This window comes from Bacillus sp. FSL P2-0099 (assembly GCF_038007445.1).
In the GTDB taxonomy this organism is placed as follows: domain Bacteria; phylum Bacillota; class Bacilli; order Bacillales; family Bacillaceae_G; genus Bacillus_A; species Bacillus_A mycoides.
Window position 1 is genome coordinate 131,259 of record NZ_JBBOXE010000001.1, and the last position, 24,425, is coordinate 155,683.

General features: G+C 41.0%; 33 protein-coding genes and 2 rRNA genes. 33 read left to right on the plus strand and 2 right to left on the minus strand.

The window, feature by feature from the left end:
• Window positions 1-2: 2 nt before the first annotated feature.
• From rpsQ to MKY90_RS00850, 29 genes are all read left to right on the plus strand, one after another.
• Window positions 3-266 carry a 30S ribosomal protein S17 gene (rpsQ, locus tag MKY90_RS00710; RefSeq protein WP_002091526.1) on the plus strand — a complete coding sequence of 88 codons (264 nt, stop codon included), beginning with the start codon at window positions 3-5 and terminating at the stop codon, window positions 264-266.
• Window positions 267-309: 43 nt separating this feature from the next.
• The gene (gene rplN / locus MKY90_RS00715; protein WP_000615912.1) at window positions 310-678 is read left to right on the plus strand and encodes a 50S ribosomal protein L14; all 369 of its coding nucleotides are present in this window, start codon (window positions 310-312) and stop codon (window positions 676-678) included.
• 38 nt (window positions 679-716) lie between these two features.
• Complete coding sequence (gene rplX, locus MKY90_RS00720) at window positions 717-1,028, plus strand: 50S ribosomal protein L24 (RefSeq protein WP_000558201.1); 312 nt, start codon at window positions 717-719, stop codon at window positions 1,026-1,028.
• Window positions 1,029-1,054: 26 nt separating this feature from the next.
• Complete coding sequence (gene rplE, locus MKY90_RS00725) at window positions 1,055-1,594, plus strand: 50S ribosomal protein L5 (protein WP_002091528.1); 540 nt, start codon at window positions 1,055-1,057, stop codon at window positions 1,592-1,594.
• 33 nt (window positions 1,595-1,627) lie between these two features.
• Entirely contained in the window at window positions 1,628-1,813 is a 186-nt protein-coding gene (gene rpsN, locus MKY90_RS00730) for a 30S ribosomal protein S14 (protein ID WP_001085700.1), read from the plus strand.
• Window positions 1,814-1,842: 29 nt separating this feature from the next.
• Window positions 1,843-2,241, plus strand: coding sequence for a 30S ribosomal protein S8 (rpsH, locus tag MKY90_RS00735; RefSeq protein ID WP_002009764.1), 399 nt, complete (start codon window positions 1,843-1,845; stop codon window positions 2,239-2,241).
• Window positions 2,242-2,273: 32 nt separating this feature from the next.
• Window positions 2,274-2,813 carry a 50S ribosomal protein L6 gene (gene rplF / locus MKY90_RS00740; RefSeq protein WP_002009762.1) on the plus strand — a complete coding sequence of 180 codons (540 nt, stop codon included), beginning with the start codon at window positions 2,274-2,276 and terminating at the stop codon, window positions 2,811-2,813.
• A gap of 31 nt (window positions 2,814-2,844) precedes the next feature.
• Window positions 2,845-3,207 carry a 50S ribosomal protein L18 gene (gene rplR, locus MKY90_RS00745; RefSeq protein WP_002009761.1) on the plus strand — a complete coding sequence of 121 codons (363 nt, stop codon included), beginning with the start codon at window positions 2,845-2,847 and terminating at the stop codon, window positions 3,205-3,207.
• 21 nt (window positions 3,208-3,228) lie between these two features.
• A complete protein-coding gene (gene rpsE, locus MKY90_RS00750) occupies window positions 3,229-3,729 on the plus strand; it encodes a 30S ribosomal protein S5 (protein WP_002009759.1) in 501 nt (166 codons plus the stop codon).
• A 13-nt stretch (window positions 3,730-3,742) separates the two neighbouring features.
• Window positions 3,743-3,925, plus strand: coding sequence for a 50S ribosomal protein L30 (gene rpmD / locus MKY90_RS00755; protein ID WP_002009757.1), 183 nt, complete (start codon window positions 3,743-3,745; stop codon window positions 3,923-3,925).
• 33 nt (window positions 3,926-3,958) lie between these two features.
• Window positions 3,959-4,399, plus strand: a complete 441-nt coding sequence (gene rplO, locus MKY90_RS00760) for a 50S ribosomal protein L15 (RefSeq protein WP_002009754.1) — start codon at window positions 3,959-3,961, stop codon at window positions 4,397-4,399.
• Window positions 4,399-5,700 (plus strand): preprotein translocase subunit SecY, encoded by a 1,302-nt coding sequence (gene secY, locus MKY90_RS00765; RefSeq protein WP_002124688.1) that lies wholly within the window; start codon window positions 4,399-4,401, stop codon window positions 5,698-5,700. Before rplO ends, secY begins: the two co-directional genes overlap by 1 nt.
• Window positions 5,701-5,754: 54 nt before the next feature.
• A complete protein-coding gene (locus tag MKY90_RS00770) occupies window positions 5,755-6,405 on the plus strand; it encodes an adenylate kinase (protein WP_002009751.1) in 651 nt (216 codons plus the stop codon).
• Window positions 6,405-7,151 carry a type I methionyl aminopeptidase gene (gene map, locus MKY90_RS00775; protein ID WP_000582542.1) on the plus strand — a complete coding sequence of 249 codons (747 nt, stop codon included), beginning with the start codon at window positions 6,405-6,407 and terminating at the stop codon, window positions 7,149-7,151. The genes MKY90_RS00770 and map overlap by 1 nt, the downstream gene beginning before the upstream one ends.
• A gap of 68 nt (window positions 7,152-7,219) precedes the next feature.
• Complete coding sequence (gene infA / locus MKY90_RS00780; protein ID WP_001029884.1) at window positions 7,220-7,438, plus strand: translation initiation factor IF-1; 219 nt, start codon at window positions 7,220-7,222, stop codon at window positions 7,436-7,438.
• 35 nt (window positions 7,439-7,473) lie between these two features.
• Window positions 7,474-7,587 carry a 50S ribosomal protein L36 gene (rpmJ, locus tag MKY90_RS00785; RefSeq protein WP_000868344.1) on the plus strand — a complete coding sequence of 38 codons (114 nt, stop codon included), beginning with the start codon at window positions 7,474-7,476 and terminating at the stop codon, window positions 7,585-7,587.
• Between the two features lie 21 nt (window positions 7,588-7,608).
• Window positions 7,609-7,974, plus strand: coding sequence for a 30S ribosomal protein S13 (gene rpsM, locus MKY90_RS00790; RefSeq protein ID WP_002009746.1), 366 nt, complete (start codon window positions 7,609-7,611; stop codon window positions 7,972-7,974).
• A 24-nt stretch (window positions 7,975-7,998) separates the two neighbouring features.
• Window positions 7,999-8,388, plus strand: a complete 390-nt coding sequence (gene rpsK / locus MKY90_RS00795; RefSeq protein WP_002009745.1) for a 30S ribosomal protein S11 — start codon at window positions 7,999-8,001, stop codon at window positions 8,386-8,388.
• Window positions 8,389-8,568: 180 nt separating this feature from the next.
• Window positions 8,569-9,513, plus strand: a complete 945-nt coding sequence (locus tag MKY90_RS00800; RefSeq protein ID WP_002029340.1) for a DNA-directed RNA polymerase subunit alpha — start codon at window positions 8,569-8,571, stop codon at window positions 9,511-9,513.
• Window positions 9,514-9,548: 35 nt separating this feature from the next.
• On the plus strand, window positions 9,549-9,911 hold the full coding sequence (gene rplQ / locus MKY90_RS00805) for a 50S ribosomal protein L17 (protein ID WP_000331490.1): 363 nt from the start codon (window positions 9,549-9,551) through the stop codon (window positions 9,909-9,911).
• Between the two features lie 104 nt (window positions 9,912-10,015).
• The gene (locus tag MKY90_RS00810) at window positions 10,016-10,858 is read left to right on the plus strand and encodes an energy-coupling factor ABC transporter ATP-binding protein (RefSeq protein WP_002009740.1); all 843 of its coding nucleotides are present in this window, start codon (window positions 10,016-10,018) and stop codon (window positions 10,856-10,858) included.
• Complete coding sequence (locus tag MKY90_RS00815; RefSeq protein WP_002124690.1) at window positions 10,834-11,715, plus strand: energy-coupling factor ABC transporter ATP-binding protein; 882 nt, start codon at window positions 10,834-10,836, stop codon at window positions 11,713-11,715. The genes MKY90_RS00810 and MKY90_RS00815 overlap by 25 nt, the downstream gene beginning before the upstream one ends.
• The gene (locus MKY90_RS00820; RefSeq protein WP_002124692.1) at window positions 11,703-12,497 is read left to right on the plus strand and encodes an energy-coupling factor transporter transmembrane component T family protein; all 795 of its coding nucleotides are present in this window, start codon (window positions 11,703-11,705) and stop codon (window positions 12,495-12,497) included. The genes MKY90_RS00815 and MKY90_RS00820 overlap by 13 nt, the downstream gene beginning before the upstream one ends.
• A gap of 14 nt (window positions 12,498-12,511) precedes the next feature.
• Window positions 12,512-13,255: a tRNA pseudouridine(38-40) synthase TruA gene (gene truA / locus MKY90_RS00825; protein ID WP_002124694.1), complete on the plus strand. Its 744-nt coding sequence runs from the start codon at window positions 12,512-12,514 to the stop codon at window positions 13,253-13,255.
• Between the two features lie 152 nt (window positions 13,256-13,407).
• Complete coding sequence (rplM, locus tag MKY90_RS00830; RefSeq protein WP_002029337.1) at window positions 13,408-13,845, plus strand: 50S ribosomal protein L13; 438 nt, start codon at window positions 13,408-13,410, stop codon at window positions 13,843-13,845.
• Between the two features lie 21 nt (window positions 13,846-13,866).
• Entirely contained in the window at window positions 13,867-14,259 is a 393-nt protein-coding gene (gene rpsI / locus MKY90_RS00835) for a 30S ribosomal protein S9 (RefSeq protein WP_002009728.1), read from the plus strand.
• A 162-nt stretch (window positions 14,260-14,421) separates the two neighbouring features.
• Window positions 14,422-14,850, plus strand: a complete 429-nt coding sequence (locus MKY90_RS00840; protein WP_002029335.1) for a DUF2521 family protein — start codon at window positions 14,422-14,424, stop codon at window positions 14,848-14,850.
• A gap of 66 nt (window positions 14,851-14,916) precedes the next feature.
• Window positions 14,917-15,630 (plus strand): N-acetylmuramoyl-L-alanine amidase CwlD, encoded by a 714-nt coding sequence (gene cwlD / locus MKY90_RS00845; RefSeq protein WP_002009721.1) that lies wholly within the window; start codon window positions 14,917-14,919, stop codon window positions 15,628-15,630.
• A gap of 144 nt (window positions 15,631-15,774) precedes the next feature.
• Entirely contained in the window at window positions 15,775-16,842 is a 1,068-nt protein-coding gene (locus MKY90_RS00850; RefSeq protein ID WP_063218464.1) for an Mrp/NBP35 family ATP-binding protein, read from the plus strand.
• A 53-nt stretch (window positions 16,843-16,895) separates the two neighbouring features.
• Here the strand turns inward: MKY90_RS00850 and gerD are convergent, their stop codons facing one another.
• Complete coding sequence (gene gerD, locus MKY90_RS00855; RefSeq protein ID WP_002009716.1) at window positions 16,896-17,510, minus strand: spore germination lipoprotein GerD; 615 nt, start codon at window positions 17,508-17,510, stop codon at window positions 16,896-16,898.
• A 139-nt stretch (window positions 17,511-17,649) separates the two neighbouring features.
• Between gerD and kbaA the strand changes: the two genes are divergently transcribed.
• Complete coding sequence (gene kbaA, locus MKY90_RS00860; RefSeq protein WP_002124701.1) at window positions 17,650-18,261, plus strand: KinB signaling pathway activation protein KbaA; 612 nt, start codon at window positions 17,650-17,652, stop codon at window positions 18,259-18,261.
• A 124-nt stretch (window positions 18,262-18,385) separates the two neighbouring features.
• On the opposite strand, the gene pdaB is transcribed toward kbaA, so the two are convergent.
• Window positions 18,386-19,150 carry a polysaccharide deacetylase family sporulation protein PdaB gene (gene pdaB, locus MKY90_RS00865; RefSeq protein ID WP_002029332.1) on the minus strand — a complete coding sequence of 255 codons (765 nt, stop codon included), beginning with the start codon at window positions 19,148-19,150 and terminating at the stop codon, window positions 18,386-18,388.
• 193 nt (window positions 19,151-19,343) lie between these two features.
• Between pdaB and MKY90_RS00870 the strand changes: the two genes are divergently transcribed.
• From MKY90_RS00870 to MKY90_RS00880, 3 genes are all read left to right on the plus strand, one after another.
• Window positions 19,344-19,562: a hypothetical protein gene (locus tag MKY90_RS00870; RefSeq protein ID WP_044441818.1), complete on the plus strand. Its 219-nt coding sequence runs from the start codon at window positions 19,344-19,346 to the stop codon at window positions 19,560-19,562.
• 224 nt (window positions 19,563-19,786) lie between these two features.
• Window positions 19,787-21,338: ribosomal RNA gene (locus MKY90_RS00875) — 16S ribosomal RNA — on the plus strand.
• Between the two features lie 145 nt (window positions 21,339-21,483).
• Window positions 21,484-24,405, plus strand: a 23S ribosomal RNA gene (locus MKY90_RS00880).
• The 16S and 23S rRNA genes sit together here, the layout of an rRNA operon.
• The last annotated feature ends 20 nt before the right edge of the window (window positions 24,406-24,425 follow it).

Genomic DNA, 24,425 nt, shown 5'->3' on the forward strand with positions numbered 1-24,425 from the left:
TAGTGAGCGAACGTAACCAACGCAAAGTTTATACTGGTCGTGTTGTGTCTGATAAAATGGACAAAACGATTACAGTTTTAGTTGAAACTTACAAAACTCATTCCTTGTACGGAAAACGTGTTAAGTATTCTAAAAAGTACAAAGCCCATGATGAGCAAAACCAAGCAAAACTTGGCGATATCGTTAAAATCATGGAAACTCGCCCGCTTTCTGCTACTAAGCGTTTCCGTTTAGTTGAAATCGTTGAAGAAGCGGTTGTTATCTAAATAGACGAATCGGAATTTTTAGTCCGAAGGGAGGTTTCATAACATGATCCAACAAGAATCTCGTTTGAAAGTTGCTGACAACTCTGGTGCACGTGAACTTTTAACAATTAAAGTATTAGGCGGCTCTGGTCGTAAATATGCTAATATTGGTGATATTATCGTTGCTACGGTAAAACAAGCAACACCAGGTGGCGTTGTTAAAAAAGGTGACGTTGTTAAGGCAGTAGTGGTACGTACGAAGAGCGGAGCTCGTCGTCCGGACGGTTCTTATATTAAATTTGATGAAAACGCAGCGGTTATCATCAAAGACGATAAGAGCCCACGTGGTACTCGTATCTTCGGACCAGTAGCTCGTGAATTACGTGATAGCAACTTCATGAAGATCGTTTCTTTAGCTCCAGAAGTTCTATAATTTAAGGTATTGCCTTGCTAAGGAGGTGCAGAATTAAGATGCATGTAAAAAAAGGTGATAAAGTTCAGGTAATCACTGGTAAAGACAAAGGAAAACAAGGCGTTATCCTTGTGGCTTTCCCAAAGCAAAACCGTGTTATCGTTGAGGGTGTTAACATCGTTAAAAAACACTCTAAGCCATCTCAATTAAATCCACAAGGTGGAATTATTACGAAAGAAGCACCTATTCACGTTTCTAATGTTATGGTATTAGATCCGAAAACAGGCGAACCTACTCGCGTAGGCTTCAAAGTAGAAGATGGTAAAAAAGTTCGTATTGCAAAAAAATCTGGTGAATTATTAGATAAATAATTTTCTTAAGAAAGGAGGTCACTTCATTGAATCGCCTTAAAGAGAAGTTCCAAAAGGAAATTACTCCTGCTCTAATGAGCAAGTTTAACTATAAATCTGTGATGGAAGTACCGAAAATCGAAAAGATCGTAATCAACACTGGTGTTGGTGACGCGGTATCTAACTCAAAAGCTTTAGACAATGCAGTAGAAGAATTAACGCAAATCGCAGGTCAAAAACCTGTTGTAACTCGCGCTAAAAAATCAATCGCTGGTTTCCGTCTTCGTGAAGGTATGCCAATCGGTGCGAAAGTAACTTTACGCGGACAACAAATGTATGAGTTCTTCGACAAATTAGTATCAGTTTCTTTACCACGTGTACGTGATTTCCGTGGTGTTTCTAAGAAATCATTCGATGGTCGTGGGAACTACACATTAGGTGTTAAAGAGCAACTAATTTTCCCTGAGATTGATTATGATAAAGTAAGTAAAGTCCGCGGTATGGACATCGTAATCGTTACTACAGCGAAAACTGATGAAGAAGCTCGTGAACTTTTAACACAATTCGGTATGCCATTCCAAAAATAATGGAAGCCAACGCTAAGTAGAGGAGGCGAAAACGTGGCTAAAAAATCTATGATCGCGAAACAAAAGCGTACTCCTAAGTTTAAAGTACAAGAGTATACACGTTGCGAACGCTGCGGTCGTCCGCATTCTGTATACCGCAAATTTAAGCTTTGCCGTATTTGTTTCCGTGAACTTGCATATAAAGGTCAAATTCCTGGTGTTAAAAAAGCTAGTTGGTAAAACCCACAAATGGGAAGGAGGTAAAACACATGGTGATGACAGATCCAATTGCAGACATGCTTACTCGCATCCGTAATGCGAACATGGTACGTCATGAGAAATTAGAGGTTCCTGCTTCTAAAATCAAAAAAGAGATCGCTGAACTTTTAAAACGTGAAGGTTTCATTCGTGATGTAGAATACATTGGGGATAACAAACAAGGTATCCTTCGTATTTTCCTGAAATATGGTGCAAACAATGAACGTGTAATCACTGGATTAAAACGTATCAGTAAACCTGGCTTACGCGTTTACGCAAAAGCTGATGAAGTACCACGTGTACTTAACGGATTAGGTATCGCTCTTGTTTCTACATCTAAGGGAGTAATGACAGACAAAGACGCTCGTCAATTACAAACTGGTGGAGAAGTAGTAGCATACGTTTGGTAATATATATTTAAAACGAACGGAGGTGTGACCACATGTCTCGTATTGGTAAAAAGATTCTTGAAATCCCTGCAGGTGTTACTATTACAGTTGCAGAAGACAATACTGTAACAGTAAAAGGCCCTAAAGGTGAATTAACTCGTACTTTCAAAACTGATATGTCTATCAAAATTGAAGAAAATACACTAACAGTTGAGCGTCCATCTGAACAGAAGGAACACCGTGCATTACACGGTACAACTCGTGCTTTAATCGGAAACATGGTTGAAGGTGTAACTACAGGTTTCGTACGCGGACTTGAATTAGTCGGTGTTGGTTACCGTGCTCAAAAACAAGGAGATAAACTTGTTTTAAGCGTAGGTTATTCTCATCCAGTAGAAATGACTCCAGAAGCAGGACTTGAAGTTGAAGTACCTGTACCAACTAAAATCGTAATTAAAGGTATCGACAAGCAACGTGTTGGCGAATTTGCTGCTAACATCCGCGCTGTACGTGCTCCTGAACCATATAAAGGTAAAGGTATTCGTTACGAAGGCGAAGTTGTTCGTCGTAAAGAAGGTAAAACTGCTAAGTAAACCCGTTAGGTGAAAGAAAGGAGTGACAAGAATGATCACTAAAGCTGCTAAAAATGCGACTCGTAAGAAAAGACATGCACGTGTACGTGCTAAACTTACTGGTACTGCAGAACGTCCACGTTTAAACGTGTACCGTTCTAACCAACATATTTACGCTCAAGTTATTGATGATGTAAATGGTGTAACATTAGTAAGTGCATCTACTCTTGATAAAGACCTTGCTCTTAACGGTACTAGCAATACTGAAGCTGCTACGAAAGTTGGAGAATCAGTTGCTAAGCGTGCTGTAGAGAAAGGCGTTAAAGAAGTAGTATTTGATCGCGGTGGTTACTTATACCATGGCCGTGTTAAAGCTCTAGCTGAAGCTGCTCGTGAGGCTGGATTACAATTTTAATGGTCAAAGGAGGGAAAATTGATGCAACGCATTGACCCAAGTAAATTAGAACTTGAAGAACGTGTAGTTACGATAAATCGTGTCGCGAAAGTTGTTAAGGGTGGTCGTCGTTTCCGCTTTGCTGCACTAGTTGTAGTTGGCGATAAAAACGGTCATGTTGGATTCGGTACTGGTAAAGCACAAGAGGTACCAGACGCAATCCGCAAAGCTATCGAAGACGCTAAGAAAAACCTAATCGCTGTACCATTAGTTGGTACAACAATTCCTCACACAATCAACGGTCATTTTGGAGCTGGTGAAGTATTCTTAAAACCTGCTGCTGAGGGTACTGGTGTTATTGCTGGTGGACCTGTTCGTGCGGTACTAGAATTAGCTGGTGTACAAGATATTCTTTCGAAATCTCTTGGTTCTAACACACCAATCAACATGATTCGCGCTACTGTGAACGGATTAAGCGAACTTAAGCGCGCTGAAGATGTTGCAAAATTACGCGGTAAATCTGTAGAAGAGCTACTAGGTTAAGGAGGGAAAACAAATGGCGAAAAAGTTAGAAATTACCCTCACTCGTAGTGTAATTGGTCGTCCACAAGATCAACGTGCGACGGTAGAAGCTTTAGGTCTTAAAAAGTTGAATTCAACTGTAGTTAAGGAAGAAACTCCTGCTATTCTTGGTATGATCAACAAAGTTTCTCACCTTATCTCTGTAAAAGAAGCTTAAGGATAACTCATTAATATAAGGAGGTGCCTGGGAATGAAACTTCATGAATTAAAACCTGCAGAAGGTTCTCGTAAAGTACGTAACCGTGTCGGTCGTGGTATCGGTTCTGGTAACGGTAAAACTGCTGGTAGAGGTCATAAAGGACAAAACGCACGTTCTGGCGGCGGTGTTCGTCTTGGCTTCGAAGGTGGTCAAACTCCACTATTCCGTCGTTTACCAAAACGCGGCTTCACAAACATTAACCGTAAAGAGTTTACTATTGTAAACTTATCAACGTTAAATCGTTTTGAAGATGGTACAGAAGTAACACCTGAATTATTGCTGGAAACTGGCGTTATCAGCAAATTAAACGACGGTGTTAAAATTCTTGCAAGCGGAGCAGTAGAGAAAAAATTAACTGTTAAAGCGCACAAGTTCTCTTCAAGTGCTAAAGAAGCAATTGAAGCAGCTGGCGGATCAGTTGAGGTGATCTAATGTTTCGTACAATCTCCAACTTTATGCGCGTTGCTGAGATAAGACGTAAAATATTATTCACTTTAGCGATGTTAGTCGTATTCAGGATTGGCACGTTTATCCCAGTGCCATTTACAAATGGAGACGTACTGAAAGCACAAGATCAATTAAATGCCTTAGGTATCCTAAATACATTTGGCGGTGGCGCCTTGAAAAACTTCTCCATCTTCGCGATGGGAATCATGCCGTATATTACAGCATCCATCATCGTGCAATTATTGCAGATGGATGTTGTTCCTAAATTTTCGGAATGGTCGAAGCAAGGCGAAATGGGCCGTCGTAAACTAACGCAATTCACGCGTTACTTTACAATTGTTCTTGCGTTTATTCAGGGGTTTGGTATGTCAATCGGTTTTAACGGTATGGTAGGTGGGCAATTAATTTTGAATCCAGGTTGGAGCACTTATTTATACATTGCTACGGTACTGACTGCTGGTACTGCATTTTTAATGTGGTTAGGTGAACAGATTACAGCTAAAGGTGTAGGTAATGGTATTTCCATTCTTATCTTTGGTGGTATTGCCGCAGCGATCCCAAGTGTTATATCTCAAGTGTATCAACAACAGTTTCAAAATATCGGAGATCAATTGTTCATGAGTATCGTTAAAGTTGCATTGATTTTACTAGCTGTGCTAGCGGTTATTGTTGGTGTTATTTTCATTCAACAGGCTGTTAGAAAGATCCCAATTCAATACGCGAAGCGTGTAACAGGAGGGAATGGGAATCATGCTGGAGCACAAAACACTCATTTACCACTTAAGGTAAATAGTGCGGGTGTTATTCCAGTCATTTTTGCTGTTTCATTCTTAATTACGCCTCCAACTATTGCACAGTTCTTCCCGAAACATGATGTGTCGCAGTGGATTATTGCAAACTTTAACTATTCTCACCCAGTGGGAATGATCATATATGTTGCGCTCATTGTAGCCTTCACATATTTCTATGCATTTGTTCAGGTTAATCCAGAGCAAATGTCAGAGAATCTAAACAAGCAAGGTGGATATGTTCCAGGTATTCGTCCGGGTAAGAATACAGAACAATATCTAACAAAAATCTTGTATCGTTTGACCTTTGTGGGATCAATTTTCCTAGCAGCGATTGCAATCTTACCAGTTATCTTTACGAAATTGGGAAATCTTCCTCCATCTGCACAGATTGGTGGAACGAGTATGTTAATCGTTGTCGGCGTTGCTTTAGAAACAATGAAGCAGCTAGAAAGCCAATTGGTAAAACGCCATTACAAAGGGTTTATCAAGCAGTGAGTAAGTGGGAAGAACTGTCTTCCCTACATGCTCATGTACTGAGGGGGAACAAGGATGAACTTGATTTTAATGGGGCTTCCTGGTGCTGGTAAAGGTACACAAGCCGAACAGATTATTGCCAAGTATAACATCCCTCACATCTCAACAGGAGATATGTTCCGTGCAGCTATGAAGGCTGAAACTGAACTTGGTTTACAAGCAAAATCTTTTATTGATAAAGGTGCGCTTGTTCCAGATGAAGTTACAATTGGAATTGTTCGTGAACGTTTAAGCCAAGAAGACTGTATTAAAGGCTTCTTATTAGATGGTTTCCCACGAACTGTTGCACAAGCATCAGCTCTTGAAGAGATTATGAAAGATCTTGGCAAAAAAATCGACTATGTTTTAAACATTAATGTGGATTCAGGGTTGTTATTAAAACGCCTTACAGGCCGTCGCATTTGTAAAGAATGCGGTGCGACTTACCACTTAGAATTCAATCCGCCAGCAAAAGCTGATGTGTGCGATAAATGTGGTGGCGAATTATATCAACGCTCTGATGACAATGAAGAAACTGTAGCAAATCGTTTAGATGTAAATATTAAGCAAACAAAACCTTTGCTTGATTTCTACGAGGAGCTTGGCTACTTACAAAGCATTAATGGTGAGCAAGATATCAATAAAGTATTTGCTGATATCGATGTTCTCATCGGAGACTTAGCGTAATGATCATCTGCAAAACTCCTCGCGAGATAGAAATCATGCGAGAAGCTGGCAGGATCGTTGCTTTAACTCATCAAGAGTTGAAACAACATATTACTCCAGGAATTACAACGAAAGAGCTCGATCAAATAGCGGAAAAGACGATTCGAAAATATGGTGCTACGCCATCTTTTAAAGGATACAACGGATTTCCGGGGAGCATTTGTGCTTCTGTAAATGAAGAGCTTGTACACGGGATTCCAGGGAAGCGTAAGCTCGAAGAGGGCGATATCATCAGTATCGATATTGGTGCGAAATACAATGGGTACCATGGTGATTCTGCATGGACGTATCCAGTTGGAAACATTTCTGAATCTGTTCAAAAGCTACTTGATGTCACAGAAAAATCGTTGTATCTTGGTCTAGAACAAGTAAAACCAGGCGAAAGATTATCAAATATCTCGCATGCGGTTCAAACACATGCTGAAGAGAATGGGTTCTCGATCGTTAGGGAGTATGTTGGTCACGGAATCGGGCAAGACTTACATGAGGACCCTCAAATCCCGCACTATGGTCCACCAAATAGAGGCCCTAGATTAAAGCCGGGAATGGTCATCTGTGTTGAGCCGATGGTGAATCAAGGAAGACGATATGTAAAAACACTATCTGATGACTGGACAGTGGTAACGGTAGATGGTAAATGGTGTGCCCATTTTGAGCACACGATTGCTCTTACAGAAGCAGGATACGAAATCCTTACCACTTTATAAGTAGCTGGCTCTCCGGGATTTCAGAGCAGTGTAAAATGTTACTGATTTGAAGAAGGGAGAACTATTGAATGGCTAAAGATGATGTAATTGAAGTCGAAGGTACCGTTCTTGAAACGTTGCCAAATGCTATGTTCAAAGTAGAATTAGAGAATGGGCATGTCGTATTGGCTCACGTTTCTGGTAAAATCCGTATGAACTTCATTCGTATTTTACCAGGAGACAAAGTTACGGTAGAATTATCTCCGTACGATTTAAATCGTGGTCGTATTACGTACCGTTTTAAATAATATAGCACTCCGTAATCTTTAAGGAGGTTCGAGACATGAAAGTAAGACCGTCAGTTAAACCAATCTGCGAAAAATGTAAAGTTATTCGTAGACGTGGAAAAGTAATGGTTATTTGTGAAAACCCTAAACATAAACAAAAACAAGGTTAATCAGAAGGAGGTGCATTCAAAATGGCACGTATCGCAGGTGTAGATATTCCTCGTGACAAGCGCGTTGTTATTTCTTTAACTTACGTATTCGGCATTGGTCGCACAACTGCTGAAAAAATTCTTACAGAAGCTGGTATTTCTTCGGAAACACGAGTTCGTGATTTATCGGAAGATGAATTAGGACGTATCCGTGATATCATCGATCGTATTAAAGTTGAGGGAGACCTTCGTCGTGAAGTATCTCTTAACATTAAACGTCTAATGGAGATCGGTTCTTACCGTGGTCTTCGTCACCGTCGTGGTTTACCAGTTCGTGGTCAAAACTCTAAAAACAATGCTCGTACACGTAAAGGTCCACGTCGTACAGTAGCAAATAAAAAGAAATAATAAGTAAAGGAGGTTGAACTAACAATGGCACGTAAAACAAACACTCGTAAAAAACGTGTGAAAAAGAATATTGAAGCTGGTATAGCTCATATTCGTTCTACTTTCAACAACACAATCGTAACACTTACAGATACTCATGGTAACGCACTTTCTTGGTCTAGTGCTGGTGCACTTGGTTTCCGTGGATCTCGTAAATCTACTCCATTCGCTGCGCAAATGGCTGCTGAAGCTGCTTCTAAAGTTGCAATGGAGCATGGTTTAAAAACTTTAGAGGTTACTGTTAAAGGTCCTGGTGCTGGTCGTGAAGCTGCAATTCGTGCTCTTCAAGCGGCAGGTCTAGAAGTAACAGCAATTAGAGATGTTACTCCAGTTCCTCATAATGGATGTCGTCCACCAAAACGTCGTCGTGTGTAATTTTTCTGTATAGAATTTTCCCTTTTGTCTATAATGGATATGATGCATTATCGAGAAATTTCGTACAGAAACATCGCTTGTTGTGCACAATCGGGAACTGCCTAAGGGGGACTTTCGGTTAAACAGAGGTTCTTCCTTTGTTTAACCGGGGTTTCGACGTTTTGAAGGAGGGTTTAGTTAATGATTGAAATCGAAAAACCGAAAATCGAAACGGTTGAACTTAACGAAGATGCTAAGTATGGCAAATTCGTGATTGAACCGCTTGAGCGTGGATATGGTACTACTTTGGGTAACTCCTTACGTCGTATTCTTTTATCCTCACTCCCTGGTGCCGCTGTAACTGCTATCCAAATCGATGGCGTTTTACACGAATTTTCAACAGTTGAGGGCGTAGTAGAAGACGTTACGACGATGATCTTAAACTTGAAAAAGTTAGCTCTTAAAATCTACTCTGATGAAGAGAAGACGTTGGAAATCGATGTACAGGGCGAAGGTATTGTCACAGCTGCTGATATTACTCACGATAGTGATGTTGAAATCTTAAATCCAGATTTACACATTGCGACGTTAGCAAAAAATGCGCATTTCCGCATGCGTTTAACTGCAAAGCGTGGCCGTGGGTATACGCCAGCTGATGCAAATAAAAGCGAAGATCAACCAATAGGAGTAATTCCTATTGATTCTATTTATACTCCAGTATCACGTGTGACTTACCAAGTGGAAAAGACACGTGTCGGACAAGTGGCTAATTATGATAAGCTTACGCTTGATGTATGGACGGATGGAAGCATCGGGCCAAAAGAAGCTATCTCTTTAGGTGCCAAAATCTTAACTGAGCATTTAAATATCTTTGTTGGTTTAACTGACGAAGCACAAAATGCTGAGATTATGGTCGAGAAGGAAGAAGATCAAAAAGAAAAAGTTCTTGAGATGACTATCGAAGAACTAGATCTTTCTGTTCGTTCTTATAATTGCCTAAAACGTGCAGGAATTAATACTGTACAAGAGCTTGCGAACAAAACAGAAGAAGATATGATGAAAGTTCGTAACTTAGGACGTAAATCCTTAGAAGAAGTTAAACATAAACTTGAGGAATTAGGTTTAGGTTTACGTAAAGACGACTGAGGATTTAAACCCATCAACAAAGGAGGGAACTACGAATGGCATACAGAAAATTAGGCCGTACAAGTGCGCAACGTAAAGCTATGTTACGTGATTTAGCTACTGATTTAATTATCAACGAGCGCATCCAAACGACAGAAACTCGTGCAAAAGAACTTCGTTCTGTAGTGGAAAAAATGATCACTTTAGGTAAACGCGGAGATCTTCATGCTCGTCGTCAAGCAGCAGCTTTCATCCGTAATGAGGTTGCTAACGCTGAGACTGGTCAAGATGCACTTCAAAAATTATTCGCTGATGTAGCTCCACGCTATGCTGAGCGCCAAGGCGGATACACTCGTATTGCAAAAATTGGTCCACGTCGCGGAGACGCAGCACCAATGGTAATTATCGAGTTAGTATAATGATGATTAAAAGGGCAGGACAGTTCTTTTCAAGTAACTGGTCATGGCCCTTTTTTTTTAAGTATAAAAATAGGCTAACTTGACGAAAGAAAGGGTGCCTTGTATTGAAAAAAGAGAAACTTCGGACAGAAAATATATCATTTCAATATCCTGGGGCAGCCTCTTATGCATTAAAAGATGTTTCGTTTTCCTTATATGAAGGAGAATGGGTATCTGTTATTGGACAAAATGGTTCAGGGAAGTCTACACTTGCAAAATTATTGAATGGCTTATTTTTACCGGAATCAGGGAAAATTACTTTAAATGATACAATGATTTTATCAGAGGAAACAGTATGGGATGTTCGAAAGCAAATTGGCATGGTATTTCAAAATCCAGATAATCAATTTGTTGGAACGACAGTACAAGATGACGTTGTATTCGGCCTAGAGAACATCGGAATGCCAAGGGAGCAGATGATAGAAAGACTAGAACAAGCTCTGCAACTTGTCCGTATGGAAGATTTTTTAAATGAAGAACCCCATTCGTTATCTGGTGGACAAAAGCAGCGAGTCGCAATAGCAGGTGTTTTAGCACTTCAACCATCTATTTTAATACTAGATGAAGCAACTTCAATGTTAGACCCTCAGGGGAGACGTGAAGTAGTAGAAACGGTCAGACAACTTGTTGATCAAAAGGGTATTACGGTATTATCGATTACGCACGATTTAGAAGAAGCGGCACAGTCAGACCGTATTATTATTTTGAACAAGGGAGAAATATTAGAGGAAGGTACTCCAGAGCAAATTTTCAAATCCTCTCATATGCTCCAAGAGATTGGATTAGATGTACCTTTTTCGGTGAAAATAGCAGAATTATTAAAAAGAAATGAAATTCACTTGCAAAATACGCATCTTACAATGGAAAGCTTGGTGAACGAACTTTGGAGATTACATTCCAAAAAGTAGAACATCGTTATCAATATAAAACTCCATTTGAAAGACGCGCACTTTATGATGTAGACGTGTCGTTTCCAAGTGGGGGCTATTATGCCATTATCGGTCATACTGGTTCAGGTAAGTCGACGATGATTCAACATTTAAATGGTTTATTGCAGCCGACAAATGGTACGGTTCAAATTGGTGAACATTTAATTTCAGCAGGGAAGAAAGAGAAAAAGCTTAAGCCGCTACGAAAAAAAGTAGGGGTTGTCTTTCAGTTTCCAGAACATCAACTATTTGAAGAAACAGTTGAAAAGGACATTTGTTTTGGACCGACTAATTTTGGTGTATCTGAAGAAGAGGCAAAACAAAAGGCGAAAGATGCAATCCAGCTTGTTGGATTGGACATAGAGTTATTAGCACGTTCTCCGTTTGAATTAAGCGGTGGGCAAATGAGGCGTGTTGCAATAGCAGGCGTACTTGCGATGGAACCCGAAGTGCTTGTATTAGATGAACCTACAGCAGGGCTTGATCCAAAAGGACAGCACGAGCTCATGGAGATGTTTTACAATTTGCATAAGGAACAGGGGCTTACAGTCATTCTTGTTACCCATAATATGGAGGATGCCGCTAAGTATGCAGATCAAATAGTGGTCATGCATAAAGGAACGGTCTTTTTGCAAGGAAGAGCAGAGGAAGTATTTTCATATGCTGATGAATTAGAACAAATCGGTGTGGATCTTCCAATGTCTTTAAAGTATAAACGTGCAATTGAAGAGAAGTTTGGTATTTCAATTTCGAAGGCTACCTTATCTTTAGAGGATCTTACTCATGAAGTTGTACAGGTGTTACGAAAAGGTGGTCATGAATCATGCAGCAGTTGATTATTGGGAGATATATTCCAGGTCAGTCACTCATTCATCAACTTGATCCTCGTACGAAGCTGTTGATTGTCTTTTTATATGTATTTGTTGTTTTCTTAGCAAATAATGCGATTTCATATGGATTTTTATTTTTATATGCACTCATTGCTTTATTTTTTGCAAAAGTGCCGATTCGTTATGTACTTTCGGGCTTAAAACCAATTCTGTGGATTTTTCTTTTTACATTTTTCCTGCATATTTTTACAAATAAAGAAGGGGAAGTACTATTCCAGCTTGGTTGGTTTTCGATACATGAAAAAGGATTAGAGCAAGGGATATACATTTCTATACGATTCTTCGTTATTATTTTAATGACGACATTATTAACGTTAACGACGACACCTATTGAAATTACAGATGGGTTGGAGACGTTATTAAAGCCGTTCAAGCGTATAAAAGTTCCTGTTCATGAAATCGCATTAATGATGTCAATTTCACTACGTTTTATCCCGACATTAATGGATGAAACGAGTAAAATTATGAAAGCACAAGCGTCACGTGGCATTGATTTCGCCGGGGGACCGATAAAAGATAGGATGAAAGCTATTATCTCACTACTCGTTCCATTATTTATCAGTGCTTTTAAGCGTGCAGAGGACTTAGCGATTGCGATGGAATCTCGTGGATATAAAAGTGGCGAAGGACGTACTAAATTTAGGCAACTACGCTGGAAAATAAGTGATACAGTAACAATTGTAAGCTTACTTTGTTTAGCTTGTATTTTGGCATGGGTGCGGTCGTAATGGAGAATAGAGAAATGGAAAGAATAAAATGTACAGTTGCATATGATGGCATTCATTTTTGTGGTTACCAAATTCAACCACAGCATCGGACTGTTCAACAAGAAATAGAGAAAGCATTGCAGAAGTTGCATAAAGGAGAACTTGTTCGTGTGCAGGCATCAGGCAGAACGGATTCTACCGTTCACGCCAAAGGACAAGTGATACACTTTGATACACCTTTGTCTCTTGAAGAGTGGCAATGGAGTAATGCTTTAAATACAATGTTGCCGGATGATATTATTATCAGGCAGGTAGAGAAGAAAACAGAAGAATTTCATGCACGTTACGGTGTCGAGAAAAAAGAATATCGCTATCGTGTATTATTATCAAAGACTGCGGATGTATTCCGTAGAAATTACGTATATCAATATCCATATCCACTCGAAATAAACTCTATAAGAAAAGCGATTCCTTATTTTATTGGAACGCATGACTTTACTTCTTTTTGTTCGGCAAAAACTGACAAAAAAGATAAAGTACGAACAATTTATGAAATCGAATTAATTGAGCAAGACGATGAATTAATTTTTCGCTTTGTAGGTAATGGATTTTTATATAATATGGTCAGAATTATTGTTGGTACGTTACTTAGCGTAGGTCAAGGAAAGCTTGATCCGGATAGTATTCCAGAGATTTTAGCGAAACAAAATCGCCAGTTTGCTGGAAAGATGGCTCCAGGTCATGGACTTTACTTATGGCAGGTAAACTATAACAACTAATCCTGGTGTAACATTTGCTTGACATTAGAAACTCAAAAGTATATCATAACATATGGTATTGTTTCTAAAACCACGATTAGCCCCGGAAGGAAATCGTGTTTAAGATAAACAATAGATTTTTTCTATGGAAAAGATAACGAGGAGGGAAACACATGCGTACGACTTTTATGGCAAAAGCTAACGAAGTTGAGCGTAAATGGTATGTGGTTGATGCTGAAGGTCAAACTTTAGGTCGCCTATCTACTGAAGTAGCATCCATTTTACGTGGTAAACACAAACCAACATTTACACCACACGTTGACACGGGTGATCATGTAATTATTATTAACGCTGAGAAAATTCATTTAACAGGTAATAAATTAAACGATAAAATTTACTACCGTCACACTAACCACCCAGGTGGACTTAAGCAAAGAACAGCTCTAGAAATGCGTACAAACTACCCTGTACAAATGTTAGAGCTTGCAATTAAAGGCATGCTTCCAAAAGGACGTTTAGGACGTCAAGTGTCTAAGAAATTAAACGTGTATGCTGGAGCAGAGCATCCACACCAAGCACAACAACCAGAAGTTTACGAACTTCGCGGATAATTAATTAAAGGAGGGCTTACTTTGGCACAGGTTCAATACTATGGCACTGGACGTCGTAAGAGTTCAGTAGCGCGCGTACGCCTAGTTCCAGGCGAAGGACGCGTTATTATTAACGGTCGTGATTTTGAAAACTATATCCCATTTGCTGCATTACGTGAAGTAGTGAAACAACCTCTAGTTGCAACAGAAACTTTAGGTAACTACAATGTACTTGTAAACGTAAATGGTGGTGGATACACTGGTCAAGCTGGTGCTATTCGTCACGGTATTTCTCGCGCTTTATTAAAAGCTGATCCAGAATACCGTCTAACATTAAAACGTGCGGGTCTATTAACTCGTGACGCACGTATGAAAGAGCGTAAAAAATACGGTCTTAAAGGCGCACGTCGTGCACCTCAGTTCTCAAAACGTTAATTTTTGCGAACTACAAACCCCAACCATTTTGGTTGGGGTTTTTTTATGTTTAATTCTTCTTTTGTAATTTTTTTAGCTTGGAATATTTTAGTGCTACCGTCCTACGTATGCTTCTTCTTTAGAAGTTTAGACTAATACGTATTAGGGAGGTTTATAAGTACTATGAATGTCATTGTCAGCTTACAAGAAAAACAAAAAGAAAAGCAGTTAAAATACGAGCGGAAGATGCTGCGAGAATTATCATTAAAAACATTGCGTTTAAATATTCGTGATGCCTTTCAAATGCAAGAACTTCATCGTCAGTATGAAGATTATTGCATTGAACTAGGGATAGAATCTTATTTATTAGGAGCGAGATACAGTAAATTTGGTTATCATGGCGAATCATTCTTTGATGTGAAATATAGGGCTTTAGAAGAAGAACAACAATTAACTGAAACGTTATTTCAATTTTTAACGAGTATGACTATACGTGAAATTAAGTTGCAAGACGAGGAATTGCTTTTTGAATCTTGCCAGCAGTTTATCGGCTTGTGGTGGCAGGAAGGCTATGAAAAAGGCGAAAGAAGATATCGATTAAAGCTACACTAAGACAAGCATAAACTTTCCTCTTGTCCCATATAAGTAATTAGAGGGACTAGCTGGAGGAGGAAAGGTATGAAGAGAATTCGAATTATCTCTTTTGCGCTCGCTGCGGTTGTTTTGTTTTTTTTAGTTAAACAAGAATTTCAAATTACAAAATCGTGGCGAGCTTGGAATTTACCCTTATCAGGGAAAGTGATTGTACTAGATGCTGGGCATGGTGGGCCAGACGGAGGGGCTGTTGGTGGAAAGGATATTGTAGAAAAAGATATTACACTTGAGATTACAAAAAAGGTACAAGATTATTTACAAGAACAAGGTGCTTTAGTTATTTTAACGCGTGAAGGAGATTATGATTTAGCTAATAAAGATACAAAGTCATATAGTAGACGTAAAGCAGAGGATTTAAAAAAGCGTGTTGAGATCATTAATAAGCCTGATGTAGACTTTTTTGCGAGTATTCATTTAAATGCCCTAACTAGTAGTGGATCTAAGGGCGCACAAACTTTCTACTATCGTTCTTCGATTGAAAATGAACGGGCTGCGAAATTTATACAAGCTGAATTGAGAACAAGCTTAGAAAATACGAATCGTTCTGCTAAAACAATTCCTCACGTGTATTTATTGAAGTATGCCAAAACACCAGGTGCTTTAATTGAGGCTGGCTTTTTATCGAATGTGAATGAAAGATATATGTTAAATTCGGAGAAATACCAACAAAAAGTAGCTGCTGCAATATATCGTGGTATATTACGTTATTTTACGGAAAAAGGAAATCCTCCAGAATAAGGAGGATTTTTTCGAGTTTCTCTCGTTAACGAAGTTTTCCGAAAATATGTTATACTGGAAATGTAAACGCATTTATTTCAAAAATAAAGATAGATAAATTTAATTAACAATACGTTATTTTTCATACAGGGGGCTGGGCTAATTATGGTAACAAAAGAGCAGGTAGTGGAAGCATTGGAAGGGATTGTAGATCCGTTTATACATAAAACGTTAAAAGAAACAAATGCAATTAAAGAGGTGACAGTCAAGCCTGAGAAGGAACATGTAAGTGTTAAAATTGCAATTGTAAAGACGGGTACAGCGGAACAAATGCAGTTGCAGTCTGGAATTGTAAAGTTAGTAAAAGAACTTGGAGCAACAACAGTTGGACTTCGTTTTGCAGAATTTACAGAAGAGGAATTAGCTCAGTTTGCACCACCGCAAGAGGAAGAGAAAAGTGAATCCTTATTATCACCGAACTCAAATACAACATTTTTAGCAGTGGCAAGTGGAAAAGGTGGAGTAGGGAAATCAACTGTTTCTGTTAACCTTGCAATTGCTTTAGCTCGTTTAGGCAAAAAGGTTGGTATCATTGACGCGGATATTTACGGTTTTAGTGTACCGGATATGATGGGTATAGAAAAACGTCCAATCGTAAGAGGTGATAAGATAATACCAGTGGAGCGTCTAGGCGTGAAAGTAATCTCAATGGGATTCTTTGTAGAAGATAACGCACCTGTTATTTGGAGAGGACCGATGCTTGGGAAAATGTTAAATCACTTTTTCACAGAAGTAGAGTGGGGTGATTTAGATTACTTAGTATTGGACCTACCACCAGGTACGGGTGATGTTGCTTTAGATGTACATTCGATGTTGCCGGCTTGTAAAGAGATTATTGTAACAACGCCGCATCCAACAGCGGCATTTGTAGCAGCGCGCGCTGGAGCCATGGCTTTACGTACAGAACATAGCATTCTTGGTGTTGTTGAAAATATGGCGTATTTTGAAAGTAAAGCAACTGGTGAAAAAGAGTATGTGTTTGGAAGAGGTGGAGGAGATAAATTGGCTACGGAACTCCAAACGGATATACTTGGCCGAATTCCACTTCAACAACCTGATTGGAATAAAGAGGACTTTGCGCCGTCAGTATATGAAGATACACATACAACGGGTCTCATTTATCGTACGATAGCTGAGACAGTTATTGATAAAACAGCTGTCACGCAAAACTAAAGTAGTAATGAGTGGACAATATATACATTGTCCACTCAGTGCTATAATTTTTATTATTGTTCTTTGTTCCCATCTTGAGAACCGCCTTCACCACCTGCGCCTTTCTTATCAGACCCACCTTTTTCGGCTTTTTGTACACCTTTACTAATGATGTCAATCATCTTAGCTTGGAAGAGAGGACTTTCGGCAGTTTCAGTTAGTACTTGCTGTAAATATTGACGATATTCTTTACTCTTCATTGTTTGTAACATAATTTTCTCTACTTCAGGATTTTTCATAATCTCTATAACACCTGATTGGTATTCAGGATCTTTTAGTAAAGTTTTCATTAAGTTTGTTTGTTCTTTTCCCATACTTTTAGCAAATTTCGATGAGAACTCAGGGTCTTTAAAGAGCTTTTCCCAGAATTGTTGCCCTTTTTCAGATACCAGTGCATCTTCAATCGTTTTTTTTACTACTGTTTCATCTAGTATGAGTGCTTGTTTCATTTTTTCATCAGTTAATACATCTTGGATCGCTTTTTTTCCTTGATCGGTTTTTAAAATATCAACAATCATTTTTTTTGTTTGATCATAATCAAGTTCGGATTTTGCTTCTTTTTCTTGTGCACATGCCGCTAGTGCTATAAATAGAAAAGAAGAAATCAAAACGAGCAGCATCCGTTTCATAAGTTGGAGCTCCTTTCAGCAAAGTTCTCTTTTTTTAATATAAATCTCTTTAAGGAATTTATACATTAACATGGCTAGCTTTTTGAAATTGTCATTGTTACAATTTAATTAGAAATATAAGAATAATGGGGGATGTGTTGTGAATAGCCGCAAGTGGGTACGACTGTTTTTTACGACGTTGTTTCTTGGTGGGATTAGCACAGTCTTTATTGGTTTTGTTTTAGAGTGGGACAAGTACGCTAAATTTTTTCAAAATTTCGACGGAAAAGAGATTTTAGCAATTTCCTTTTGGTTGATGGGCGTAGGATTTATTTTTAGTGTTATAAGTCAAATGGGGTTCTTTGCGTATTTAACGATCCATCGTTTTGGATTAGGGATGTTTCGGTCATCTTCTTTATGGAATACAGTGCAACTGTTCTTTATTGCGTTCGTATTATTTGATTTCGTTTATTTAAGGTCAGTACTTGTTGCAAATGGGGAAGTTTCATTAGGGAATAACATACTTGTTGCTGGGATGTTATTTGTGTTTGGGGCAATTGTCGCTTATATAAAGAGTAAAGAAACGAATAAAAAAGCATTTGTTCCCGCTCTGTTCTTTATGGTTGTTGTAACAATTCTTGAATGGGTACCAGCGCTCCGGATTAATGATACAGATTGGTTATATTTAATGGTGATACCACTTTTATTATGTAATTCATATCAGTTACTTGTATTGCATCGTTTAATTGGACAAAAGAGTAAGTCAGCTTAATGAGGAGAGTGGATTTTTAATTATCCAGATTCTTATCGTCTGTAAATGCTAGGATAAAAAAGCTCTGCTATCTTAACAAAAGATAGCAGAGCTTTTTATGTGTGAAGGACCGTGTAGAAAGGAACTACTTAATATCTTCACTTTTTGTACTTGTGTTGGAAATAAGTTGTGATACAGAGGTTTGTTCATATCCGTCGCTCTTTAATTTTTGTAAGAGTAATGGTAAAGCCTTATTTGTTTGAAGGGCAGAATCAGAAGCATGTAATAAGACGATATCTCCACCCTTTAAATTGCTAGAGACTGTGGAAATGATTTTATTTACGCCGGGATTTTTCCAGTCATTTGAATTGTTACTCCAATGAACGATGGTGTATCCGAGTGATTCCGCTATTTTAAGAGTTGTTTTGTTAAAATCGCCACTAGGTGGACGTAATAGCTTGACTTGTTTTACGCCAAGTTTCGTAAAAACATCTTGTGCCCGCAAAAGATCTCGTCGTATTTCATTTGCTTCTAGTGAAGTGTAGGATGTGTAATTATAGCCCATACTACCAATCTCATGTCCATCTTTCATGATGCGTTCGACAATATCAGGGTGTCTTTCAGCCCATGCAGCAGAGAGAAAGAAGGTTGCATTCTTAATTTCTCTTTCTTTGAGTGTATTAAGGATTGGAATAGCTTTTTTGTCCCCCCAGCTAATGTCAAACGTGAATGCAACTTGTTTTTTTGCAGTGTCCCCTTTGTAAATCACTTTAGGGCCAGTAGCAGTTGAAAAAGCAGATTCATGTGAATATGTTTTTAAAAAGAGTAGCCATGCTGTAAATAAGGAAAGTACGACTATTAAGCTAATGTGTTTAAATGTTCTTTTACTCGTAATAAAAAAGAAAAACATAATATTACGCCCCTTTGTCCAATCCTTTTCAGTTACATATATGCTTTAAATTAAAAAAAGAGAACAAGGGATTAATATCGTAAGTGGTGGATATAATGAGTGATAGAATTTTGTTTTTTGATGATACAGTATTGATAATTGAAAATGAGTGGGGCGTTTATCGGTACACGTAAGGCGTTATTGGGGTGATAATTTGCTTGGGATTATGTTGACGAAGGAAGAGAGAAAAGAAATTGAATACATACTGAAGAGAGAGTTAGAGGAACTTTTATTTGATTTTGAAGATGAGCGTATACATAGCGTTGTAAAAAAGGCGATGGAAGAAAGGTATAAAATCATTTTTTGTTTATTTCGGAGAGTTGCTAATAGGGAAGAATGTATTCGTTATGTAAGAAAAAGAATTTTTTATTAAAAAGTGTTGACGCTAAGAGTAAGGATATGATAAATTAATAAACGTCGCTGATGCAGAAACGCAGAAAACGACAAAAAATAAATTAAAAAACTTAGTTGACATCGAAAAATGAAGATGTTAACATAAGGAAGTCGCAAATGAGCGACTAAGTAGTTCTTTGAAAACTGAACGAAACAAACAACGTGAACGTCAATTTTTATTTTTAGATGCTAGACAAACTAACTTTATTGGAGAGTTTGATCCTGGCTCAGGATGAACGCTGGCGGCGTGCCTAATACATGCAAGTCGAGCGAATGGATTAAGAGCTTGCTCTTATGAAGTTAGCGGCGGACGGGTGAGTAACACGTGGGTAACCTACCCATAAGACTGGGATAACTCCGGGAAACCGGGGCTAATACCGGATAATATTTTGAACTGCATAGTTCGAAATTGAAAGGCGGCTTCGGCTGTCACTTATGGATGGACCCGCGTCGCATTAGCTAGTTGGTGAGGTAACGGCTCACCAAGGCGACGATGCGTAGCCGACCTGAGAGGGTGATCGGCCACACTGGGACTGAGACACGGCCCAGACTCCTACGGGAGGCAGCAGTAGGGAATCTTCCGCAATGGACGAAAGTCTGACGGAGCAACGCCGCGTGAGTGATGAAGGCTTTCGGGTCGTAAAACTCTGTTGTTAGGGAAGAACAAGTGCTAGTTGAATAAGCTGGCACCTTGACGGTACCTAACCAGAAAGCCACGGCTAACTACGTGCCAGCAGCCGCGGTAATACGTAGGTGGCAAGCGTTATCCGGAATTATTGGGCGTAAAGCGCGCGCAGGTGGTTTCTTAAGTCTGATGTGAAAGCCCACGGCTCAACCGTGGAGGGTCATTGGAAACTGGGAGACTTGAGTGCAGAAGAGGAAAGTGGAATTCCATGTGTAGCGGTGAAATGCGTAGAGATATGGAGGAACACCAGTGGCGAAGGCGACTTTCTGGTCTGTAACTGACACTGAGGCGCGAAAGCGTGGGGAGCAAACAGGATTAGATACCCTGGTAGTCCACGCCGTAAACGATGAGTGCTAAGTGTTAGAGGGTTTCCGCCCTTTAGTGCTGAAGTTAACGCATTAAGCACTCCGCCTGGGGAGTACGGCCGCAAGGCTGAAACTCAAAGGAATTGACGGGGGCCCGCACAAGCGGTGGAGCATGTGGTTTAATTCGAAGCAACGCGAAGAACCTTACCAGGTCTTGACATCCTCTGAAAACTCTAGAGATAGAGCTTCTCCTTCGGGAGCAGAGTGACAGGTGGTGCATGGTTGTCGTCAGCTCGTGTCGTGAGATGTTGGGTTAAGTCCCGCAACGAGCGCAACCCTTGATCTTAGTTGCCATCATTAAGTTGGGCACTCTAAGGTGACTGCCGGTGACAAACCGGAGGAAGGTGGGGATGACGTCAAATCATCATGCCCCTTATGACCTGGGCTACACACGTGCTACAATGGACGGTACAAAGAGCTGCAAGACCGCGAGGTGGAGCTAATCTCATAAAACCGTTCTCAGTTCGGATTGTAGGCTGCAACTCGCCTACATGAAGCTGGAATCGCTAGTAATCGCGGATCAGCATGCCGCGGTGAATACGTTCCCGGGCCTTGTACACACCGCCCGTCACACCACGAGAGTTTGTAACACCCGAAGTCGGTGGGGTAACCTTTATGGAGCCAGCCGCCTAAGGTGGGACAGATGATTGGGGTGAAGTCGTAACAAGGTAGCCGTATCGGAAGGTGCGGCTGGATCACCTCCTTTCTATGGAGAATTGATGAACGCAGTTCATCAATAAACGTTGACTTGTTTTGTTTCGTTCAGTTTTGAGAGAACTATCTCTCAAGTTTAAATGTATGTTCTTTGAAAACTAGATAACAGTGTAGCTCATATTTTTTAATTTTAGTTTGGTTAAGTTAGAAAGGGCGCACGGTGGATGCCTTGACACTAGGAGTCGATGAAGGACGGGACTAACGCCGATATGCTTCGGGGAGCTGTAAGTAAGCTTTGATCCGAAGATTTCCGAATGGGGAAACCCACTATACGTAATGGTATGGTATCCTTACCTGAATACATAGGGTATGGAAGACAGACCCAGGGAACTGAAACATCTAAGTACCTGGAGGAAGAGAAAGCAAATGCGATTTCCTGAGTAGCGGCGAGCGAAACGGAATCTAGCCCAAACCAAGAGGCTTGCCTCTTGGGGTTGTAGGACATTCTATACGGAGTTACAAAGGAACGAGGTAGACGAAGCGACCTGGAAAGGTCCGTCACAGAGGGTAATAACCCCGTAGTCGAAACTTCGTTCTCTCTTGAATGTATCCTGAGTACGGCGGAACACGTGAAATTCCGTCGGAATCTGGGAGGACCATCTCCCAAGGCTAAATACTCCCTAGTGATCGATAGTGAACCAGTACCGTGAGGGAAAGGTGAAAAGCACCCCGGAAGGGGAGTGAAAGAGATCCTGAAACCGTGTGCCTACAAATAGTCAGAGCCCGTTAATGGGTGATGGCGTGCCTTTTGTAGAATGAACCGGCGAGTTACGATCCCGTGCGAGGTTAAGCTGAAGAGGCGGAGCCGCAGCGAAAGCGAGTCTGAATAGGGCGTTTAGTACGTGGTCGTAGACCCGAAACCAGGTGATCTACCCATGTCCAGGGTGAAGTTCAGGTAACACTGAATGGAGGCCCGAACCCACGCACGTTGAAAAGTGCGGGGATGAGGTGTGGGTAGCGGAGAAATTCCAATCGAACCTGGAGATAGCTGGTTCTCCCCGAAATAGCTTTAGGGCTAGCCTTAAGTGTAAGAGTCTTGGAGGTAGAGCACTGATTGAACTAGGGGTCCTCATCGGATTACCGAATTCAGTCAAACTCCGAATGCCAATGACTTATCCTTAGGAGTCAGACTGCGAGTGATAAGATCCGTAGTCAAGAGGGAAACAGCCCAGATCGCCAGCTAAGGTCCCAAAGTGTGTATTAAGTGGAAAAGGATGTGGAGTTGCTTAGACAACTAGGATGTTGGCTCAGAAGCAGCCACCATTTAAAGAGTGCGTAATAGCTCACTAGTCGAGTGACTCTGCGCCGAAAATGTACCGGGGCTAAATACACCACCGAAGCTGCGAATTGATACCAATGGTATCAGTGGTAGGGGAGCGTTCTAAGTGCAGTGAAGTCAGACCGGAAGGACTGGTGGAGCGCTTAGAAGTGAGAATGCCGGTATGAGTAGCGAAAGACGGGTGAGAATCCCGTCCACCGAATGCCTAAGGTTTCCTGAGGAAGGCTCGTCCGCTCAGGGTTAGTCAGGACCTAAGCCGAGGCCGACAGGCGTAGGCGATGGACAACAGGTTGATATTCCTGTACCACCTCTTTATCGTTTGAGCAATGGAGGGACGCAGAAGGATAGAAGAAGCGTGCGATTGGTTGTGCACGTCCAAGCAGTTAGGCTGATAAGTAGGCAAATCCGCTTATCGTGAAGGCTGAGCTGTGATGGGGAAGCTCCTTATGGAGCGAAGTCTTTGATTCCCCGCTGCCAAGAAAAGCTTCTAGCGAGATAAAAGGTGCCTGTACCGCAAACCGACACAGGTAGGCGAGGAGAGAATCCTAAGGTGTGCGAGAGAACTCTGGTTAAGGAACTCGGCAAAATGACCCCGTAACTTCGGGAGAAGGGGTGCTTTCTTAACGGAAAGCCGCAGTGAATAGGCCCAAGCGACTGTTTAGCAAAAACACAGGTCTCTGCGAAGCCGTAAGGCGAAGTATAGGGGCTGACACCTGCCCGGTGCTGGAAGGTTAAGGAGAGGGGTTAGCGTAAGCGAAGCTCTGAACTGAAGCCCCAGTAAACGGCGGCCGTAACTATAACGGTCCTAAGGTAGCGAAATTCCTTGTCGGGTAAGTTCCGACCCGCACGAAAGGTGTAACGATTTGGGCACTGTCTCAACCAGAGACTCGGTGAAATTATAGTACCTGTGAAGATGCAGGTTACCCGCGACAGGACGGAAAGACCCCGTGGAGCTTTACTGTAGCCTGATATTGAATTTTGGTACAGTTTGTACAGGATAGGCGGGAGCCATTGAAACCGGAGCGCTAGCTTCGGTGGAGGCGCTGGTGGGATACCGCCCTGACTGTATTGAAATTCTAACCTACGGGTCTTATCGACCCGGGAGACAGTGTCAGGTGGGCAGTTTGACTGGGGCGGTCGCCTCCTAAAGTGTAACGGAGGCGCCCAAAGGTTCCCTCAGAATGGTTGGAAATCATTCGTAGAGTGCAAAGGCATAAGGGAGCTTGACTGCGAGACCTACAAGTCGAGCAGGGACGAAAGTCGGGCTTAGTGATCCGGTGGTTCCGCATGGAAGGGCCATCGCTCAACGGATAAAAGCTACCCCGGGGATAACAGGCTTATCTCCCCCAAGAGTCCACATCGACGGGGAGGTTTGGCACCTCGATGTCGGCTCATCGCATCCTGGGGCTGTAGTCGGTCCCAAGGGTTGGGCTGTTCGCCCATTAAAGCGGTACGCGAGCTGGGTTCAGAACGTCGTGAGACAGTTCGGTCCCTATCCGTCGTGGGCGCAGGAAATTTGAGAGGAGCTGTCCTTAGTACGAGAGGACCGGGATGGACGCACCGCTGGTGTACCAGTTGTTCTGCCAAGGGCATAGCTGGGTAGCTATGTGCGGAAGGGATAAGTGCTGAAAGCATCTAAGCATGAAGCCCCCCTCAAGATGAGATTTCCCATAGCGTAAGCTAGTAAGATCCCTGAAAGATGATCAGGTTGATAGGTTCGAGGTGGAAGCATGGTGACATGTGGAGCTGACGAATACTAATAGATCGAGGACTTAACCATATAATATGAAGCTAATGTTA

Coding starts and splice junctions, on each gene's coding strand:
- rplN (WP_000615912.1), top strand. CDS start 310: ATGATCCAACAAGAATCTCGTTTGAAAGTTGCTGACAACTCTGGTGCA.
- rplX (WP_000558201.1), top strand. CDS start 717: ATGCATGTAAAAAAAGGTGATAAAGTTCAGGTAATCACTGGTAAAGAC.
- rpsH (WP_002009764.1), top strand. CDS start 1,843: ATGGTGATGACAGATCCAATTGCAGACATGCTTACTCGCATCCGTAAT.
- rplF (WP_002009762.1), top strand. CDS start 2,274: ATGTCTCGTATTGGTAAAAAGATTCTTGAAATCCCTGCAGGTGTTACT.
- rplR (WP_002009761.1), top strand. CDS start 2,845: ATGATCACTAAAGCTGCTAAAAATGCGACTCGTAAGAAAAGACATGCA.
- rpsE (WP_002009759.1), top strand. CDS start 3,229: ATGCAACGCATTGACCCAAGTAAATTAGAACTTGAAGAACGTGTAGTT.
- rpmD (WP_002009757.1), top strand. CDS start 3,743: ATGGCGAAAAAGTTAGAAATTACCCTCACTCGTAGTGTAATTGGTCGT.
- rplO (WP_002009754.1), top strand. CDS start 3,959: ATGAAACTTCATGAATTAAAACCTGCAGAAGGTTCTCGTAAAGTACGT.
- secY (WP_002124688.1), top strand. CDS start 4,399: ATGTTTCGTACAATCTCCAACTTTATGCGCGTTGCTGAGATAAGACGT.
- MKY90_RS00770 (WP_002009751.1), top strand. CDS start 5,755: ATGAACTTGATTTTAATGGGGCTTCCTGGTGCTGGTAAAGGTACACAA.
- map (WP_000582542.1), top strand. CDS start 6,405: ATGATCATCTGCAAAACTCCTCGCGAGATAGAAATCATGCGAGAAGCT.
- infA (WP_001029884.1), top strand. CDS start 7,220: ATGGCTAAAGATGATGTAATTGAAGTCGAAGGTACCGTTCTTGAAACG.
- rpmJ (WP_000868344.1), top strand. CDS start 7,474: ATGAAAGTAAGACCGTCAGTTAAACCAATCTGCGAAAAATGTAAAGTT.
- rpsM (WP_002009746.1), top strand. CDS start 7,609: ATGGCACGTATCGCAGGTGTAGATATTCCTCGTGACAAGCGCGTTGTT.
- rpsK (WP_002009745.1), top strand. CDS start 7,999: ATGGCACGTAAAACAAACACTCGTAAAAAACGTGTGAAAAAGAATATT.
- MKY90_RS00800 (WP_002029340.1), top strand. CDS start 8,569: ATGATTGAAATCGAAAAACCGAAAATCGAAACGGTTGAACTTAACGAA.
- rplQ (WP_000331490.1), top strand. CDS start 9,549: ATGGCATACAGAAAATTAGGCCGTACAAGTGCGCAACGTAAAGCTATG.
- MKY90_RS00820 (WP_002124692.1), top strand. CDS start 11,703: ATGCAGCAGTTGATTATTGGGAGATATATTCCAGGTCAGTCACTCATT.
- truA (WP_002124694.1), top strand. CDS start 12,512: ATGGAAAGAATAAAATGTACAGTTGCATATGATGGCATTCATTTTTGT.
- rplM (WP_002029337.1), top strand. CDS start 13,408: ATGCGTACGACTTTTATGGCAAAAGCTAACGAAGTTGAGCGTAAATGG.
- MKY90_RS00840 (WP_002029335.1), top strand. CDS start 14,422: ATGAATGTCATTGTCAGCTTACAAGAAAAACAAAAAGAAAAGCAGTTA.
- cwlD (WP_002009721.1), top strand. CDS start 14,917: ATGAAGAGAATTCGAATTATCTCTTTTGCGCTCGCTGCGGTTGTTTTG.
- MKY90_RS00850 (WP_063218464.1), top strand. CDS start 15,775: ATGGTAACAAAAGAGCAGGTAGTGGAAGCATTGGAAGGGATTGTAGAT.
- gerD (WP_002009716.1), bottom strand. CDS start 17,510: ATGAAACGGATGCTGCTCGTTTTGATTTCTTCTTTTCTATTTATAGCA.
- pdaB (WP_002029332.1), bottom strand. CDS start 19,150: ATGTTTTTCTTTTTTATTACGAGTAAAAGAACATTTAAACACATTAGC.